General features: G+C 66.2%; 15 protein-coding genes and 1 pseudogene. 15 read left to right on the top strand and 1 reads right to left on the bottom strand.

Annotated elements, in window-relative coordinates; genetic code table 11:
• The 15 genes from nuoF to KK7_RS0113285 all read left to right on the top strand — a co-directional run bounded on the left by nuoF (position 1) and on the right by KK7_RS0113285 (position 16,548).
• Positions 1-1,305: an NADH-quinone oxidoreductase subunit NuoF gene (gene nuoF / locus KK7_RS0113355; protein ID WP_010545146.1), complete on the top strand. Its 1,305-nt coding sequence runs from the start codon at positions 1-3 to the stop codon at positions 1,303-1,305.
• Positions 1,305-3,323, top strand: coding sequence for an NADH-quinone oxidoreductase subunit NuoG (gene nuoG, locus KK7_RS0113350; protein ID WP_010545145.1), 2,019 nt, complete (start codon positions 1,305-1,307; stop codon positions 3,321-3,323). The genes nuoF and nuoG overlap by 1 nt, the downstream gene beginning before the upstream one ends.
• Positions 3,324-3,429: 106 nt before the next feature.
• On the top strand, positions 3,430-4,479 hold the full coding sequence (gene nuoH / locus KK7_RS0113345) for an NADH-quinone oxidoreductase subunit NuoH (RefSeq protein WP_010545144.1): 1,050 nt from the start codon (positions 3,430-3,432) through the stop codon (positions 4,477-4,479).
• The gene (gene nuoI, locus KK7_RS0113340) at positions 4,476-4,961 is read left to right on the top strand and encodes an NADH-quinone oxidoreductase subunit NuoI (protein ID WP_010545143.1); all 486 of its coding nucleotides are present in this window, start codon (positions 4,476-4,478) and stop codon (positions 4,959-4,961) included. The genes nuoH and nuoI overlap by 4 nt, the downstream gene beginning before the upstream one ends.
• 33 nt (positions 4,962-4,994) lie before the next feature.
• Positions 4,995-5,606: an NADH-quinone oxidoreductase subunit J gene (locus KK7_RS0113335; protein ID WP_010545142.1), complete on the top strand. Its 612-nt coding sequence runs from the start codon at positions 4,995-4,997 to the stop codon at positions 5,604-5,606.
• Positions 5,603-5,908, top strand: coding sequence for an NADH-quinone oxidoreductase subunit NuoK (gene nuoK, locus KK7_RS0113330; protein ID WP_010545141.1), 306 nt, complete (start codon positions 5,603-5,605; stop codon positions 5,906-5,908). The genes KK7_RS0113335 and nuoK overlap by 4 nt, the downstream gene beginning before the upstream one ends.
• Positions 5,908-7,992, top strand: coding sequence for an NADH-quinone oxidoreductase subunit L (nuoL, locus tag KK7_RS0113325; RefSeq protein ID WP_010545140.1), 2,085 nt, complete (start codon positions 5,908-5,910; stop codon positions 7,990-7,992). Before nuoK ends, nuoL begins: the two co-directional genes overlap by 1 nt.
• A 7-nt stretch (positions 7,993-7,999) precedes the next feature.
• Positions 8,000-9,565: an NADH-quinone oxidoreductase subunit M gene (locus KK7_RS0113320; RefSeq protein WP_010545139.1), complete on the top strand. Its 1,566-nt coding sequence runs from the start codon at positions 8,000-8,002 to the stop codon at positions 9,563-9,565.
• Complete coding sequence (gene nuoN / locus KK7_RS0113315) at positions 9,565-11,022, top strand: NADH-quinone oxidoreductase subunit NuoN (protein WP_010545138.1); 1,458 nt, start codon at positions 9,565-9,567, stop codon at positions 11,020-11,022. Before KK7_RS0113320 ends, nuoN begins: the two co-directional genes overlap by 1 nt.
• A gap of 5 nt (positions 11,023-11,027) precedes the next feature.
• On the top strand, positions 11,028-11,723 hold the full coding sequence (locus KK7_RS0113310; RefSeq protein ID WP_010545137.1) for a biotin--[acetyl-CoA-carboxylase] ligase: 696 nt from the start codon (positions 11,028-11,030) through the stop codon (positions 11,721-11,723).
• A 20-nt stretch (positions 11,724-11,743) separates the two neighbouring features.
• Positions 11,744-12,526, top strand: coding sequence for a type III pantothenate kinase (locus KK7_RS0113305; protein ID WP_010545136.1), 783 nt, complete (start codon positions 11,744-11,746; stop codon positions 12,524-12,526).
• Entirely contained in the window at positions 12,527-14,164 is a 1,638-nt protein-coding gene (locus tag KK7_RS0113300) for a ribonuclease J (RefSeq protein ID WP_010545135.1), read from the top strand.
• 10 nt (positions 14,165-14,174) lie between these two features.
• On the top strand, positions 14,175-14,435 hold the full coding sequence (locus KK7_RS0113295) for a DUF1467 family protein (RefSeq protein WP_010545134.1): 261 nt from the start codon (positions 14,175-14,177) through the stop codon (positions 14,433-14,435).
• A 60-nt stretch (positions 14,436-14,495) separates the two neighbouring features.
• Positions 14,496-14,888: a hypothetical protein gene (locus tag KK7_RS0113290; RefSeq protein WP_010545133.1), complete on the top strand. Its 393-nt coding sequence runs from the start codon at positions 14,496-14,498 to the stop codon at positions 14,886-14,888.
• A 103-nt stretch (positions 14,889-14,991) separates the two neighbouring features.
• Entirely contained in the window at positions 14,992-16,548 is a 1,557-nt protein-coding gene (locus KK7_RS0113285) for an alkaline phosphatase D family protein (protein ID WP_010545132.1), read from the top strand.
• A gap of 84 nt (positions 16,549-16,632) precedes the next feature.
• Here the strand turns inward: KK7_RS0113285 and KK7_RS20675 are convergent.
• Positions 16,633-17,204, bottom strand: a pseudogene (locus tag KK7_RS20675) (hypothetical protein); the annotation flags it as partial.

The following is a 17,204-nucleotide window of genomic DNA, read 5'->3' as shown; positions in this document are numbered from 1 at the left end:
GTGCTTCAAGACAAGGACCGCATCTTCACCAATCTCTACGGCTACCAGTCGTGGCACCTCGATGCCGCGCGGGCGCGCGGGGCGTGGGACAACACGAAGGCGCTGCTCGATCTGGGGCCGGACACGATCATCGACCGCATCAAGGCCTCGGGCCTGCGCGGGCGTGGCGGCGCCGGCTTCCCGACGGGCATGAAGTGGAGCTTCATGCCGAAGAACCCGACGCCCGAGCGTCCGAGCTTCCTCGTCATCAATGCCGACGAGTCCGAGCCGGGCTCGTGCAAGGACCGCGAGATCATCCGCCACGATCCGCACCTGCTGATCGAAGGCGCGCTGGTCGCGGGCTTCGCGATGCGGGCGCGTGCGGCGTACATCTACATTCGCGGCGAATATATCCGCGAGGCCGAGACGCTGTTCGCGGCCGTCGCCGAGGCCTATGCTGCCGGCCTGCTGGGCAAGAATGCCTGCGGTTCGGGCTATGACTTCGACGTCTTCGTCCATCGCGGCGCCGGCGCGTATATCTGCGGCGAAGAGACCGCGATGATCGAGAGCCTGGAAGGCAAGAAGGGCCAGCCGCGGCTTAAGCCGCCGTTCCCGGCGGGTGCGGGCCTTTATGGCTGCCCGACCACGGTCAACAATGTCGAGTCGATCGCGGTCGCCCCGACGATCCTGCGCCGCGGCCCCGAATGGTTCGCCAGCTTCGGCAACGAGAACAACAAGGGCACCAAGCTCTTCCAGATCTCGGGCCATGTGAACAAGCCGTGCGTGGTCGAAGAGGCCATGTCGATCCCGTTCCGCGAGCTGATCGAGAAGCATTGCGGCGGCATTCGCGGCGGCTGGGACAATCTGCTCGCGGTGATCCCGGGCGGTTCGTCGGTGCCGCTGGTGCCGGCAGCCCAGATCATGGACTGTCCGATGGACTTCGACGGTCTGCGCGCGCTCGGCTCGGGCCTCGGCACCGCCGCCGTGATCGTGATGGACAAGTCGACCGACATCGTCCGCGCGATCAGCCGGCTCTCCTACTTCTACAAGCATGAGAGCTGCGGCCAGTGCACCCCGTGCCGCGAAGGCACCGGCTGGATGTGGCGCGTGATGGAGCGGCTGCGCACCGGCGACGCCGACATCAGCGAGATCGACACGCTGCAGCAGGTGACCAAGCAGGTCGAAGGCCACACCATCTGCGCCCTGGGCGACGCGGCCGCCTGGCCGATCCAGGGCCTGATCCGCCATTTCCGCCCCGAGATCGAGCGCCGGATCACCGAGCGCAAGTCGGGCGGCATTGAAACCATGCAAGAGGCGGCAGAGTAATGCCCAAGCTCAAGGTTGACGGAATCGAAGTCGAGGTGCCGCAGGGCGCCACCGTGCTCCAGGCCTGCGAGGCCGCGGGCAAGGAGATTCCGCGTTTCTGCTATCATGAACGGCTGAGCATCGCCGGCAATTGCCGCATGTGCCTGGTCGAGGTGAAGCCCGGACCGCCCAAGCCCCAGGCTTCGTGCGCGCTGCCGGCCGCCGACAACCAGGAAGTCCGCACCGACAGCCCGATGGTGAAGGCCGCGCGCGAAGGCGTGATGGAATTCCTGCTGATCAACCACCCGCTCGATTGCCCGATCTGCGATCAGGGCGGCGAGTGCGACCTGCAGGACCAGTCGGTCGCCTATGGTCGCGGTAGCTCGCGCTACACCGAGAACAAGCGCGCGGTGACCGAGAAGTATATGGGTCCCATCATCAAGACGGTGATGACCCGCTGCATCCAGTGCACCCGCTGCGTCCGCTTCGGCGAGGAAGTGGCCGGCGTGGAGGATATCGGCGCGATCTATCGCGGCGAGAACATGCAGATCACGACCTATCTCGAAAAGGCGTTCAAGAGCGAGCTGTCGGGCAATGTCGCGGACCTGTGCCCGGTCGGCGCGCTGACCCACAAGCCGGTCGCGTTCGAGTATCGCCCCTGGGAGCTCAAGCGGAACCTGTCGATCGACGTGATGGACGCGGTCGGCACCAACATCCGCCTCGACAGCCGCGGCCGTCAGGTGATGCGTGTCCTGCCGCGCATCAACGAGGACGTGAACGAGGAGTGGGCGCACGACAAGACCCGCTACCATGTCGACGCGCTGGTCCGCCGCCGTCTCGACCGCCCGTTCGTCCGCAAGCATGGCAAGCTGGTCCCGGCGAGCTGGGAAGAGGCGTTCGACGCGATTGCGGGCGTGGCCGCCAATGCCGGTTCGAGCGTCGCGGCGATCGCCGGCGACCTGCTCGATGCTGAGACCATGTATGCCGCCAAGGCGCTGGTGAAGGCGTTCGGTTCGGACCTGCTCGAAGGCCGCCAGACCGGCATGGCCTATGACACGTCGAGCCTCTCGGCAGTGGCGTTCAACACCACCATCGCGGCGCTCGAAGACGCCGATGCGATCCTGCTGGTCGGCACCAACCTGCGCTGGGAAGCGCCGCTGGTGAACACCCGCGTGCGCAAGGCGATCAAGCGCGGCGCCAAGGTGTTCGCAATAGGGCCGCAGGTGGATCTCACCTACAAGGTCGAGTGGCTGGGCGACGATCTGGGGCTGCTCAACAGCCTGCCGGAGAACCTCGCTCAGGCGATCGACAATGCCAAGAAGCCCGCGCTGATCCTCGGCCCGGGCGCGCTCAAGAACGGCCATGGCGCCGCGCTCGCGATCGCCGGTGCGTTCCAGCGCGCTGCGACCGAAACCGAAGCAGCGTGGAACGGCTTCAACGTCGTCCACACCGCGGCGGCGCGGATGGCGGGGCTGATGCTCGGCTATGCGCAGAAGGGCGGCATTGCCGACATCGTCGCGGCATCGCCGAAGCTCGCCTTCTTCCTGGGCGCCGACGAGGTGGACTTCTCGAAGTTTACCAATAGCTTCAAGGTCTATATCGGCCACCACGGCGACCAGGGCGCGCATCATGCCGATGTGATCCTGCCGGGCGCCACCTATGCCGAGAAGCCGGGCACCTATGTGAACCTCGAAGGCCGCGTGCAGCGCGCCGACCGCGCGGTGTTCGCACCGGGCGAGGCGCGCGAGGACTGGACGATCCTGCGGGCGCTCTCCGAAAAGCTCGGCCGCACGCTGCCGTTCGACAGCTTCGACGAGCTGCGCGCCGCGATGGCGAGCGAGGTTCCGGCGCTCGGCCAGGAAGGTCTGGCCGAATTCGCATGGAACCCGCCGTCGCTGGCGGCCCAGGCTTCGGGTCCGGTGACCTATCCGGTTGCCGACTTCTATCTCACCAACGCCATCTGCCGTGCGTCGCCGACGATGCAGCGCTGCTCGGCCGAACTGCTCCATGGCGAAGCGTTTGCGGAGGCGGCCGAGTGATCAGCCTGCAGAGCCGTGCTCCTGCGAAAGCAGGAGCCCAGAGCCCCACGCATCTCGCTCTCCAACCCTGGGCTCCTGCTTCCGCAGGAGCACAAAGGTGCCCGCAATGACTTCCTGGTTCACTTATCTCGGCTTCCCCTTCGAGCTGGCCTGGACCGTCGCCACGGTCATCGACATCCTCGTCATCGCGCTGCCGGTGATGCTGGCCGTCGCCATGATCATCTATGCCGATCGCAAGATCTGGGCGGCGATGGCGCTGCGCCGCGGTCCGAACGTCGTCGGTCCGCTCGGCCTGCTCCAGTCCTTCGCCGACGGCCTCAAGGTGTTCCTGCAGGAAACCATCGTGCCCTCGGGCGCGAACAAGGGCCTGTTCCTGCTCGCGCCGATCATCACCTTCACGGTCGCGCTGATCGTGTGGGCGGTGGTTCCGTTCCAGGCGGGCGTCGCGCTGTCCAACATCAACGTCGGCCTGCTCTACGTGCTCGCAGCCTCGTCGCTGGGCGTGTACGGCATCATCCTCGCCGGCTGGTCGTCCAACTCGAAATATCCTTTCTACTCGGCGATCCGCGCGGCGGCGCAGATGGTGAGCTACGAAGTCTCGATCGGCTTCGTGCTGATCTCGGTCGTGCTCTGGGCAGGTACCTTCAACCTTGGCACCATCGTCGAGGCGCAGAAGGGCTATTACGGCTTCGTCAACGGCAACTTCGTCAATCCGCTGCTCTTCCCGATGGCGATCGTGTTCTTCATCTCGTCGCTCGCCGAGACGCAGCGCGCGCCGTTCGATCTGACCGAAGCGGAGTCGGAGCTGGTCGCCGGCTATCAGACCGAATATTCGTCGATGGCCTTCGCGCTCTACTGGCTCGGCGAATATGCCAACGTCATTCTGATGTGCGCGCTCAACGCCACGCTGTTCTGGGGCGGCTATCTCCCGCCGTTCGACTGGGCGCCGCTCTACGCGGTACCGGGCATCCTCTGGCTGTTCGCCAAGATGCTGTTCTTCTTCTTCTGCTTCAGCTGGGTGAAGGCCACCGTCCCGCGCTATCGCTATGACCAGCTGATGCGCCTGGGCTGGAAGATCTTCCTGCCGCTGTCGCTTCTCTTCGTCTTCCTCGTTTCCGGGTACCTCATGCTGACCCGGGTTGGAGTGCCCGCATGAGCGTCGCAAGTTTCGTCCGCACCTGGACTCTGTGGGAGTTCGTGAAGGCGCATGCCCTGACCTTGAAGTATTTCTTCAAGCCCAAGGCGACGATCAACTATCCGTACGAGAAGAACCCGCTCTCGCCCCGCTTCCGCGGCGAGCATGCGCTGCGCCGCTATCCCAATGGGGAAGAGCGTTGCATCGCGTGCAAGCTGTGCGAGGCGGTGTGCCCGGCGCTGGCGATCACGATCGAGGCCGAACCGCGCGACGACGGCAGCCGCCGCACGACGCGTTACGACATCGACATGACCAAGTGCATTTACTGCGGCCTGTGCCAGGAAGCGTGCCCGGTCGATGCGATCGTCGAGGGGCCGAATTTCGAATTTTCCACCGAAACGCGTGAAGAGCTGATTTATCAAAAGGATAAGCTGCTCGCGAACGGCGATCGCTGGGAACGCGCGATTGCGGCGAACCTTGCCGCCGACGCGCCGTACCGTTAAGCGCCGCACCATTCAAAGGGGCCATCCGATTCCGTGATCCAGCTTCTCGCCTTTTACCTGTTCGCGACCATCGTGTGCGTCTCCGGCGCAGCCACGATCCTGTCGCGTAACCCGGTACATTCCGTCCTCTGGCTCATCCTGGCGTTCTTCAACGCCGCGGGCCTGATGGTGCTCGTGGGCGCCGAATTTATCGCCATGCTGCTGGTGATCGTTTATGTCGGCGCGGTCGCGGTGCTCTTCCTGTTCGTCGTCATGATGCTCGACATCGACTTCACCGAACTGCGCGCCGGCGTGATGAAGTATGCCGCCGTCGGCCTCTTGCTGGCGCTGGCGTTGGTCGCTGAGATCATCGTCGCGGTCGGTGCGTGGAGCGCCGGCACGCTGGCGCTGGGTCGTCGCGTCGCCCCGGTTGCGGACGGCGTGCCGAACATCGAGGCGATCGGCGCGCTGCTCTACACGCGCTACCTGTTCGTGTTCGAGGGCGCCGGCTTGGTGCTGCTCGTCGCGATGATCGGCGCGATCGTGCTGACCTACCGCAAGCGCAGCGACGTGCGGCCGCAGAACATTGCGCGCCAGAACGCCCGCCGCGCCAAGGATGCCACCCGTAACATGAACCCGGCGGTCGGGCAGGGGATGGAGCTGTGATCTCGCTAACCCATTATCTGGTCGTCTCGGCGATCCTGTTCACCATGGGGGTGCTCGGCATCTTCATGAACCGGAAGAACCTGATCGTCATCCTGATGGCGATCGAGCTCATCCTGCTCAGCGTGAACCTCAATTTCGTCGCCTTCTCGTCGTTCCTGCACGACCTGGTGGGCCAGGTGTTCGCGATGTTCGTGCTGACCGTCGCTGCCGGTGAGGCCGCGATCGGCCTTGCCATCCTGGTCATCTATTTCCGCGGTCGCGGCACGATTTCGGTCGACGACGTCAATCGGATGAAGGGCTGATGTCGTCCATTCTGATCATCGTATTCCTGCCGCTCCTCGCGGCAGCCGTTGCGGGGCTCGTGAACAAGTCGTTCGGCGCCGCGCTGCCCAAGATCCTCACCACGGGCTCGCTGTTCGTGGCGTGCGGCCTGTCCTGGCCGATCTTCCTCTCGTACCTGAGCGGTTCGGCCGCGCCGAGCGTCACCCCGGTGCTGCACTGGATGACCTCGGGCACGATGAGCTTCGCCTGGGAACTGCGCGTCGACGCGCTGACCGCGGTGATGCTCGTGGTGGTCACCAGCGTCTCGGCGCTCGTCCACCTTTATAGCTGGGGCTATATGAGCGAGGAGCCGGACCAGCCGCGTTTCTTCGCCTATCTCTCGCTGTTCACCTTCGCGATGCTGATGCTCGTGACCGCGAACAACCTGGTGCAGATGTTCTTCGGCTGGGAAGGCGTGGGCCTCGCGTCCTACCTGCTGATCGGCTTCTGGTTCCGCAAGCCCAGCGCCAATGCCGCCGCGATCAAGGCCTTCGTGGTCAACCGCGTCGGCGACCTCGGCTTCATGCTCGGCATCTTCGGCGTGTTCCTGGTGTTCGGCACCGTCGACATTCCGACGATCCTGGTGGCGGCGCCGAACCATGCCGGTTCGACGATCGGCTTCCTCGGCCACCGCTTCGATACGATCACCGTGCTCTGCCTGCTGCTGTTCGTCGGCGCGATGGGCAAGTCGGCCCAGCTCGGCCTGCACACCTGGTTGCCGGACGCGATGGAAGGCCCGACCCCGGTGTCGGCGCTGATCCACGCCGCCACCATGGTGACCGCGGGCGTGTTCATGGTCTGCCGCATGTCGCCGCTGTTCGAACAGAGCGCGGTCGCGATGCACGTCGTGATGGTGATCGGCGCGGCCACCTGCTTCTTCGCCGCCACCGTCGGCACGACGCAGACCGACATTAAGCGCGTGATCGCCTATTCGACCTGTTCGCAGCTCGGCTACATGTTCTTCGCCGCAGGCGTCGGCGCGTATGGCGCGGCGATGTTCCACCTGTTCACGCACGCCTTCTTCAAGGCGCTGCTGTTCCTCGGCGCCGGCTCGGTGATCCATGCGATGCACCATGAGCAGGACATGCGCTATTATGGCGGCCTCTGGAAGAAGATCCCGCTGACCTACACGGCGATGATGGCGGGTACGCTCGCGATCACCGGCGTCGGCATCCCCGCGCTGTTCGGCAATCCGGTGGCGTTCGGCTTTGCTGGCTTCCACTCGAAGGACGCGATCATCGAGGCGGCCTTCGCGTCGGGTAACACCGGCGTGTTCTGGGTCGGCGTGGTCGTCGCGCTGCTGACGAGCTTCTACTCGTGGCGCGTGGTGTTCCTCACCTTCCACGGCAAGCCGCGCTGGGCCGCTTCCGAGCATATCCAGCACGCGGTGCACGATGCGCATGGCCATGGTCACGACGATCATGGTCATGACGATCATGCGCTCGCGCACGCCGCGCAGGGTCACGACGATCACCATGCGCACGATCACGGCGACGGCACGGCAGGGTACCACCCGCACGAGAGCCCGCTGGTCATGCTGATTCCTCTGATCCTGCTGTCGATCGGCGCAGTGCTCGCCGGCTTCGTCTTCCACGGCGCGTTCATCGAACCGACCGCGGGCGAGACCTATTGGCACGGCGCGCTGGCCTTCAACGAGCACCTGATGCACGCGATGCACGAGGTGCCGGTGTGGGTGAAGCTCTCGGCCACGGTGGCGATGCTGCTGGGCCTGGGCACCGCGGTGTTCGCGTATATCGTTTCGCCGGGCTTCCCGGCGGCCTTCGCCGAGCAGGTGCGTCCGCTGTATCTGTTCCTGCTCAACAAGTGGTATTTCGACGAGCTCTACAACCTGCTCTTCGTGCGTCCCGCATTCGCCATCGGGCGGCTGTTCTGGAAGCGTGGCGACGAGCAGACGATCGACCGGTTCGGCCCCAATGGCGCAGCGCGCTTGGTGCAGATCGGCAGCGTAGGCGCCGTCAAGCTGCAATCGGGGTATCTCTACACCTATGCCTTCGTCATGCTGATCGGGCTCACGGCCGCGCTCACCTGGGTCATTGCGGGGTGATGGAAAAATGACCGGCTTTCCGATCCTTTCCGTCCTGCTCGCGATCCCCGCGGTTGCCGCGGTGCTCTGCCTCTTCGTGGGCGCCCAGGGCGCTCGCTGGACGGCGCTCCTCGCGACGCTCGTCAACCTGGGCCTCGGCGTTTTCCTCTGGACGCAGTTCCAGCATGGCGACGGTGCCCCACAGTGGCAGTTCGTCGAGCAGCATGTGCTGTTCAGCCTTGGTGGCGTCGACTTCAAGTGGGCGCTCGGCATCGACGGCTTCGCCTTCCTGCTGATCGAACTCTCGCTGTTCCTGATGCCGATCTGCATCGGCGCCAGCTGGCTCTCGGTCACCAAGCGCGTGCCGGAGTACATGGCGGCGTTCCTTGCGACCGAAGTGCTGATGATCGGCACCTTCGCCGCGCAGGACCTGTTCCTGTTCTACATCTTCTTCGAAGGTGGCCTGATCCCGATGTACCTGATCATCGGCATCTGGGGCGGCGTGAACCGCATCTACGCGTCGTACAAGTTCTTCCTCTACACGCTGCTAGGCTCGCTGCTGATGCTCGTCGCCATGATCTTCATGGTGCTGAACACCGGCACCACCTCGATCCCGGTGCTGATGGCGCACGACTTCCCGGCCAACTGGCAGACTTGGCTATGGCTGGCCTTCTTCGCCTCGTTCGCGGTGAAGATGCCGATGTGGCCGGTCCACACTTGGCTGCCCGACGCGCACGTGCAGGCGCCGACCGCTGGCTCGGTGATCCTGGCGGGCGTGCTGCTGAAGCTCGGCGGCTATGGCTTCCTGCGCTTCTCGCTGCCGATGTTCCCGGTCGCGTCGGTGCAGTTCATGTGGGTCGTCTTCGGCCTGTCCTGCGTGGCGGTGGTCTACACCTCGCTCGTCGCGCTCGTGCAGAGCGACATGAAGAAGCTGATCGCCTATTCGTCGGTCGCGCACATGGCGATCGTCACCATGGGTCTGTTCGCCTTCAACGCGAACGGCATCGACGGTGCGATGATGGTGATGCTGGGCCACGGCGTGGTCTCGGGCGCGCTGTTCCTGTGCGTCGGCATCATCTATGATCGCCTCCACACCCGCGAGATCGACCGCTACGGCGGCCTGGCGATCAACATGCCGCGCTACGCCGTGCTGTTCCTGCTGTTCACCATGGCCTCGATCGGCCTGCCGGGCACCAGCAACTTCGTCGGCGAATTCTTCAGCCTCGCCGGCGTGTACCAGGTCTCGACCTGGACCGCGCTGATCGGCACCACGGGTATCATCCTCGGCGCCGCCTATATGCTCTACCTGTTCCGTCGGGTGGTGTGGGGCGACCTGACCAAGGACGATGTGAAGGCGATGCCGGACCTCGACGGTCGCGAAGTGGCGATGCTGGTAGCACTGGCTGCCGTGGTGCTGTGGATGGGTGTGTACCCGACCAGCTTCACCGCGCCGATGCACGCCGATGTCGCACGGCTGACGCAGCGCCTCGACAGCGCCGCGCACACCCTGTCGATCAGCGACTCCAAGCCCACGCCGGGTTCGCCGCAGGCGGCACCCGCCCATGAAGCCTCCGCGCACGAGGGGGCGCACTGATGTCCTATTCCATGCAACTCCTCATGACGCTGCCCGAGCTGGTGCTCGCGGTCGGCTCCATCGTCCTGATGCTGGTGGCTGCCTGGGGTGGCCAGGCATCCACCAAGCTGGTGAGCTGGGCCTCGGTGGCGCTGCTCGCTGGCGCCGGCATCGCGCTCACCGGTCCGTCCTCCACGGGCGGCGTCGCGTTCGGTGGCCTCTATCATGCCGATGCATTCTCGGCCTTCGCCAAGGTTGCGATCTATGTCGCCGCCGCGGTGTCGATCCTCGTTGCGCCGGGCTTCTTCCAGCGCACCTCGGGCGACGATCTGCGCCCGGAATATCCGGTGCTGATCCTGCTTGCGACCATCGGCATGGGCATGATGGTCTCGGCGGGCGACCTGCTGAGCCTCTATGTCGGTCTCGAGCTACAGAGCCTTTCGGCGTACATTCTCGCCAGCTTCATGCGGCGCGATACGCGCTCGGCCGAAGCCGGTCTGAAGTATTTCGTGCTGGGCGCGCTGGCCTCTGGCATCCTGCTCTACGGCATCAGCCTTGTGTACGGCTTCGCCGGCACCACGCTGTTCGAGGGCATTGCGGGCGCCTATCACGCCGGCCTCGCCTCGCCGCAGCATACCGGCCTGCTGTTCGGTCTGGTGTTCGTGTTCGCGGGCATGGCGTTCAAGATCTCGGCCGTGCCGTTCCACATGTGGACGCCGGACGTGTACGAAGGCGCGCCGACCCCGGTCACCGCCTATTTCGCCTCTGCCCCCAAGGTGGCCGCAGTGGCGATGGCGGTGCGCGTCGCGATCGACGCGATGGGCCCGGCGATCTTCGAATGGCGCCAGATCGTGATCTTCGCTTCGCTCGCCTCGATCATCTTCGGTGCGGTGGCGGCGATCGGCCAGACCAACATCAAGCGCCTGCTTGCGTACTCGTCGATCAACAATGTCGGCTTCGCGCTGATCGGCCTTGCGGCCGGTGGCGAGGAAGGCGTGGCCAGCGTGCTCGTCTACATGGCGATCTACGTCATCATGACGATCGGCAGCTTCCTGGTGGTGCTGCAGATGCGTGGGCAGGATGGCGAGCAGGTCGAGACGATCGCCAGCCTCTCGGGCATGTCGCGCACCCGTCCGGGCCTGGCGGCGGCGCTGGCGATCTTCATGTTCAGCCTTGCCGGCATTCCGCCGCTGCTCGGCTTCTTCGCCAAGCTTGGCGTGTTCATGGCAGCGGTCCATTCGGGCCTCTGGATCTTCGCGGCGGTGGGTGCTGCGGCCTCGACGATCGGTGCCTTCTATTACCTCAAGATCGTCAAGACGATGTACTTCGACGAGCCGGCGCCGGCTTTTGCGGGCAAGACCGACCTCGTCGAAGGCGGCCTGATCGCGATCAGCGCCGTCGTGATTTCGCCGATCGGCTGGCTGGCGTTCGGTGCGCTGGGCACCTGGTCGCTGGTCGCGGCGAAGGCGCTGTTCTGACAGCTGTGATCCGGACCGTCGCCGAGACGGGATCGACCAATGCCGACATCCTTTCCCTGGCGCTTACGGGCGCCGGGGAAGGGCTGTGGCTCCGGGCCGAACGCCAGACCGCCGGCAAGGGCCGGCAAGGGCGCGCCTGGGTCTCGCCTGCGGGCAATCTCTACATCTCTACGCTGGTCCGGGTGCGGCCGACCGATCCTTCGCCGGCGACGCTGGCGCTGCTGTCGGCCGTCGCGCTCGAAGAAGCGGTGCGGGCGTTCGGTGTGTCGCCGATGCTCAAATGGCCCAACGACCTGCTGGTCGAGGGCGCCAAGCTCTCCGGCATCCTGCTCGAGCGGGCCGGGGATGCGATCGCGGTCGGCATCGGCGTCAACTTGGCAGCGGCGCCCGAGGGGCTGGACCGCGCGGCGACCAGTCTGGCCGCGCAGGGCGTGACCATCGCCCCCGACATCTTCGCGGAGGTGCTCGCCGAGAGCTTCGGCCGCTGGCTGGAGCGCTGGCGGGGCGAGGGCATGTACCCGGTGCGCGAGCGCTGGCTGGCCAAGGCGCATCCCGAGGGCACCGCGCTCACCGCGCGCCTGTCCGATGGCAGCAGCTTCGACGGCCTGTTCGGCGGGCTGGATTCGAGCGGCGCGCTGATCCTGCGCTTGGCCGACGGCACGACCCGTGCCATTCACGCGGGCGACGTGTTCCTGCTGTAACAAGGGAAGAGGGAAGGGCGATGCTGCTCGCGATCGACGCCGGCAATACCAATGTCGTGTTCGCGCTGGTGGACGGCGGCGAGATCCGCGCCCGCTGGCGCATCGCCACCGATCCGCGGCGGACCGCCGACGAATATGCGGTGTGGCTCAGCCAACTGCTGGCGCTGGAGGGCTTTGATCGCGCGGCGGTGAGCGGGGTGATCGTCGGCACGGTGGTGCCGCGCGCGCTTCACAATCTGGAAGTGCTCGCCAGCAAATATTTCAACACCGAGGCGGTGATCGCCGGCAAGGGCAGCGCCGAGTGGGGCTTCGCGCTCGACGTGGACGAGCCGCAGAATCTCGGCGCCGATCGTGCGCTCAACGTGCTCGCCGGCCATGCGCGCCACGAAGGCGATCTGATCATCATCGACTTCGGCACGGCGGCGACCTTCGACGTGGTCGACTATCGCGGGGCCTATAAGGGCGGGATCATCGCGCCGGGCATCAACCTGTCGCTCGACGCGCTGGTGACCGCCGCCGCCAAGCTTCCCCGCATCGCGATTTCCGCACCGGAAACCGCCAGCGTGATCGGCCGCAACACCGTCGATCAGATGCATATCGGCATCTATTGGGGCTATGTGGCGATGATCGAGGGGCTGGTCGCGCGGCTCAAGGCGCAGGTGGGCCGCCCGCTCAAGGTTATTGCGACGGGTGGGCTGGCGATTCTTTTCGAAAAGCATACATCTGTCTTCGATACGATCGAGCCCGACCTCACCATCCAGGGCTTGGCGATGCTGTGGGAACGCAGCCAGCAAGGAAATTAAGTGACTCCAAGAAACGAACTGCTCTTCCTTGCCCTTGGCGGCTCGGGCGAGATTGGCATGAACGTCAATCTCTATGGCTGCGACGGCAAGTGGCTGATGGTCGATTGCGGCATCACCTTCGGCGACGCCAGCTATCCGGGCATCGACGTGATCCTGCCCGACCTCCAGTTCATCGAAGACCGGGTGGACGACCTGCTCGGCATCGTGCTGACGCACGGGCATGAGGACCATATCGGCGCGCTGCCCTATCTCGCCGCCGATCTGGGCGTGCCGCTCTATGCCACGCCGTTCACCGCGGGCCTGATCCACGGCAAGCTCGCCGAGGAAGGCATCGACGACCGCGTCGAGCTGAACGTTGTGAAGGAAGAGGGCCCGTTCGACATCGGCCCGTTCACGATCACCTACACGCCGCTCGCCCACTCGATCCCCGAAGGCAATGCGGTGCTGATCGAAACGCCCTATGGCAAGGTGTTCCACACCGGCGACTGGAAGCTCGACGATGCGCCGTCGCTGGGCGGTTCGGCGACCGCCGAGGAACTGACCGCGATCGGCGACACCGGCGTGCTCGCACTGGTCTGCGATTCGACCAACGTGTTCAATCCCGAAGCCTCGGGCTCCGAAGCCGAGGTCCGCAAGGGCCTGGACGAGGTGATCGCCGGGGCCAAGGGCCGGGTGCTCGTCACCACCTTCGCGTCCAACGCGGCGCGGCTGCAGACGCTGGGCGAGGTCGCCCGCGACACGGGCCGCGAGCTGTGCGTGGCGGGCCGTTCGCTCGACCGGATCATCCGCGTTGCCAAGGCAACCGGCTATCTGCGCGACTTCCCCGAGCTGATCGATTTCGACAAGGCGATGACGCTGCCCGCCTCGCGCGTGCTGATCGTCGCCACCGGCGGCCAGGGCGAGCCGCGCGCGGCGCTCAACCGCATCGCCGAGGGAAGCCATGTGCTGAAGCTCCACCAGGGCGACCTGGTGGTGTTCTCCTCACGCCAGATTCCGGGCAACGAGATCGCGATCGGCAAGATCATGAACACGCTGGCCGACAAGGGCGTCGACATCATCACCGATCGCCAGGCCTTCGTCCACGTCTCCGGCCATCCGGGGCGGCCCGAACTGGCCGCGATGTACAAGTGGATCCGGCCCGAGATCATCGTGCCGGTGCACGGCGAGATCCGCCACATGCACGAACAGGCCCGCTTCGCGCTCTCGGAAGGCGTGCCCAAGGCGGTGAAGCAGCAGAATGGCGAGATCATCCGCCTCGCGCCGAACGGCCCGGCCAAGATCGGCCATGCGCCGGTGGGCCGGCTGGTGCTCGACGGCGACGTGATCCTGCCCGCCGATGGCACCACCATGGGCGAACGTCGGCGGATCGCGCTCTACGGCCAGATGTCGGTCGCGGTGGCGATCGACCGCAAGGGCAAGCTGCTCGGGGCCCCGCAGATCCGCGTGCAGGGCGTGCCGGTGGAGGAGGATCGCGACGATCTGATCGACGCCGCCGCCGATGCTGCCGTCGAGGCGGTGAAGAAGGATTGGCGCGATCGCGAGAAGCTGCGCGAGTCGCTGCGCCTCGCGGTGCGGCGCGTCGCGGTCCGCTTCACCGGCAAGAAGCCGGTAGTGGACGTATTGCTGATCGAGGCGTAACCTCACCCCCATGAAGTGGCAGTCGGCGCTCGCGATCTATACGCTCTTCTGGGCGATGTCGGTGTTCTTCGTGCTGCCCTTCGGGGTGCGGACCAGCGAGGAGGCGGGCGCGCCCCTCGTCCCCGGCCAGGCGCCGAGCGCGCCGCATGCCTTCGATCCGAAGCGGATCGTGGTGCGCACCACCGTCCTCTCCGCGGTGCTGTTCGCGGCGTTCTACCTCAACTACGTCAACGGCTGGGTGACCGCCGAGATGCTCGATTGGACGCGCTAACCACCAGAAAAGCCGGTTTTTGTTGGCGTGTGCGGTGATCGCCGGCGCTATAAGAGCGGGATGGAAGAACTTCGCCGCTACCACGCCGAGATGTCCGCCGCGCTCAACGCTCTCGAACGGCTGACCCAGGCTACCACGTGCGACGAAAAGGCGGTGATGGCCGTACGGTATCGCCTCACACGCGCCAGCAGCGGCCGGCGGCGGCACATCGCCCTGTTGTGCGAGCGGCTGCTCGCCGCCGGGGTCAACGATCCCGCCCTGCAGGCGCTGCGCGACGCAACCAATGCATCACGGGCGGCGTCCAGCAGCCATATCGGTACCTGGACGCTGCGCCAGGTCGTGGCGGACTGGCCCAGCTATGTTCGAGCCTCGGCGCTGATGCGCGCCTCCCTGCGCCGGGAGATCGCGCGCGAGGTGTCGGTGCTGGCGCCGCATTTTCCGCCGAGCGGCTGACACTTCGCAATTTTGTCATTTTCCTTCGCCATCGCGCGGTATCGAGCCGTGCCGCTTCCCATTCGGGCGAGCGGGAGCAGCTGAAGCGAAAGGGAAGCGCACCATGGAGATCACACGACGCGAGCTTCTGTGGGGAGCGGCAGGCACGGGCTTGCTGCTTGGCGCGCCGGCGCTGGTGCGCGCGCAGCAGATTTTCCGGGCCTATCCGTTCAGCCTCGGCGTCGCCGCGGGCGATGCCTCTGCGGACGGGTTCGTGCTGTGGACCAGGCTCGCGCCCGAGCCGCTGGAGCAGCATGGCGGGATGCCGATGGCGCCGATCCCGGTGCAGTGGGAGGTGGCCGCCGATGCGGGCTTCAGGACGATCGCCGCGAAGGGCGAGGCGCTGGCCCGGCCCGAACTCGCCCATTCGGTGCATGTCGAGGTAGCCGGGCTGCAGGCGGACCGGCCCTATTGGTATCGCTTCACCTGTGGACGCGAGCGTTCGGTGCGGGGGCGGGTGAAGACGCTGCCGGCGGCAGGCACCCCCATCGACAAGGCGCGCTTCCTTGTGGCGGGGTGCCAGCATTACGAACAGGGTCTCTATACCGCCTATGCCCATGCCGCGCGGGAGGAAGCAGACTTCCTCTTCCACTATGGCGATTACATCTACGAGGGCCGCGGCAACACGGTCGCGCTCGATTACAACGGCAATCCCCGCAAGTTCCTCCGCGCGCATATAGGCGAGGAGCCGTTCAGCCTCGACGACTATCGCCGCCGCTACGCCCAGTACAAGACCGATGCCGATCTCCAGGCCGCGCACGCCGCCACCGGCTGGTATGCGACCTTCGACGACCATGAGGTGCAGAACAACTGGGTCGCGGATCGCGATCAGAACGGCACCCCGCCCGAGGCCTTTCTGCTGCGCCGGGCCGCCGCCTTCCAGGCCTGGTACGAGCATATGCCGGTGCGGAGCAGCGCGATTCCCAAGGGCGGCGCGATCCAGGCCTATCGCCGCGCGCGGTTCGGCGACCTGCTCGACCTGCATCTGCTCGATACCCGCCAGTTCCGCACCGACCAGCCCTGCGACGACGGGTTCAAGCCGCGCTGCGCCGGCTGGGATGCGGCCGATGCGCAGGTGCTCGGCAGCCCGCAGGAAGCGTGGCTGAGCCGCAACCTGGCCGAGGGGAAGGCACGCTGGAACGCCATCGCCCAGCAGGTGATGGTGATGCCCCTCGATCGCCGCACCGGCGACGAGCCCGAGCCGATCCGCAACATGGACAGCTGGGCCGGCTATGATCGCCCGCGCGAACGCCTGCTCGCCAGCTTCGCCGGGCACGGCAATGTCGTGGTGCTGACCGGCGACGAGCACCAGAATTATGCCGGCGAGCTGCGGACCAGGGCGGGGCAGGGCGAGGCGGTGGCGGTGGAGTTCGTCTCCACCTCGATCAGCTCGGGCGGCGACGGTGCGGACCTGCGCGCGGGCAGCGACAGGATCCTCGCCCGCAATCCGTATCTCAAATATGTCAACGACCGCCGCGGCTACCTGCTGTGCGAGGTGACCCGCGACCAGTGGCGAGCGCAGTTCCGCACCGTCGATTCGGTGAGCGAGGCCGGTGCGCCGGTGAAGACCGCGCGCACCGCGATCGTGCCGCATGGCCGGCCCGAGCTCAGCTTCAGCTGAGCCGGGAGGGGGCGGAGACCGGCTCCCTCAAGGCGTCCTCCCGGCTTTCGCGAGGAGGACGCCCGGTAGAGCTTCGCAAGCCGGTCAGCTGCGCAGCCGCTCGATCGCCTGTGCCAGCGCCACATAGAGCTTGCCCGCGTCGGACGACAGCAGGGTCACCGCGAGCGTATTGCCTTCCCTCAGGCTCAGCACCTGGCGAAGCATCGTCTCGAAATCGTGGACGTAGCGGAGCACATTCTCCCGGAAGGCGTCGTCGTGATCGTAGAGCCGGTGGATCTCGCGCGCCTCGTGCGGGGCGAGCAGACGTACGGCACGGCGCGTGAACACGCCGCGATCGCCCTTCAGATAGGCCGCCCAGGCGCCGTCGGTGACCTCGGTCGAGAAGGTCTTGGCAATGTCGATCGAGGTGGAGTGGAGGGCGTCGATCAGCAGCGCCATGCGGTGCGCGAAGCCGTCGCTGTCGGCCCGCTCCTGCGCTTCCTGCGCTTCGGCGATCCGCGCTTCGGCGGCACTGATCGCATCGCCGATCGCCGCCATCTGGGCGCGGAGATGTTCCGCGGCGCGCGCGGCGGCGCCGATCGCGGCGTCGGTCGCGCGCGAAAGCGTGTCTACCTGCTGACGGACCGAGAGTTCCACGGCCCGCTCGACGGCGGGGT

Origin of the sequence: Sphingomonas elodea ATCC 31461 (genome assembly GCF_000226955.1) — a bacterium.
GTDB lineage: Bacteria > Pseudomonadota > Alphaproteobacteria > Sphingomonadales > Sphingomonadaceae > Sphingomonas > Sphingomonas elodea.
Note: the sequence above shows the minus strand (reverse complement) of the source record. Positions and strands in the feature narration are given on the sequence as shown.

Coding starts and splice junctions, on each gene's coding strand:
- nuoG (WP_010545145.1), top strand. CDS start 1,305: ATGCCCAAGCTCAAGGTTGACGGAATCGAAGTCGAGGTGCCGCAGGGC.
- nuoH (WP_010545144.1), top strand. CDS start 3,430: ATGACTTCCTGGTTCACTTATCTCGGCTTCCCCTTCGAGCTGGCCTGG.
- nuoI (WP_010545143.1), top strand. CDS start 4,476: ATGAGCGTCGCAAGTTTCGTCCGCACCTGGACTCTGTGGGAGTTCGTG.
- nuoL (WP_010545140.1), top strand. CDS start 5,908: ATGTCGTCCATTCTGATCATCGTATTCCTGCCGCTCCTCGCGGCAGCC.
- KK7_RS0113320 (WP_010545139.1), top strand. CDS start 8,000: ATGACCGGCTTTCCGATCCTTTCCGTCCTGCTCGCGATCCCCGCGGTT.
- nuoN (WP_010545138.1), top strand. CDS start 9,565: ATGTCCTATTCCATGCAACTCCTCATGACGCTGCCCGAGCTGGTGCTC.
- KK7_RS0113305 (WP_010545136.1), top strand. CDS start 11,744: ATGCTGCTCGCGATCGACGCCGGCAATACCAATGTCGTGTTCGCGCTG.
- KK7_RS0113295 (WP_010545134.1), top strand. CDS start 14,175: ATGAAGTGGCAGTCGGCGCTCGCGATCTATACGCTCTTCTGGGCGATG.
- KK7_RS0113290 (WP_010545133.1), top strand. CDS start 14,496: ATGGAAGAACTTCGCCGCTACCACGCCGAGATGTCCGCCGCGCTCAAC.
- KK7_RS0113285 (WP_010545132.1), top strand. CDS start 14,992: ATGGAGATCACACGACGCGAGCTTCTGTGGGGAGCGGCAGGCACGGGC.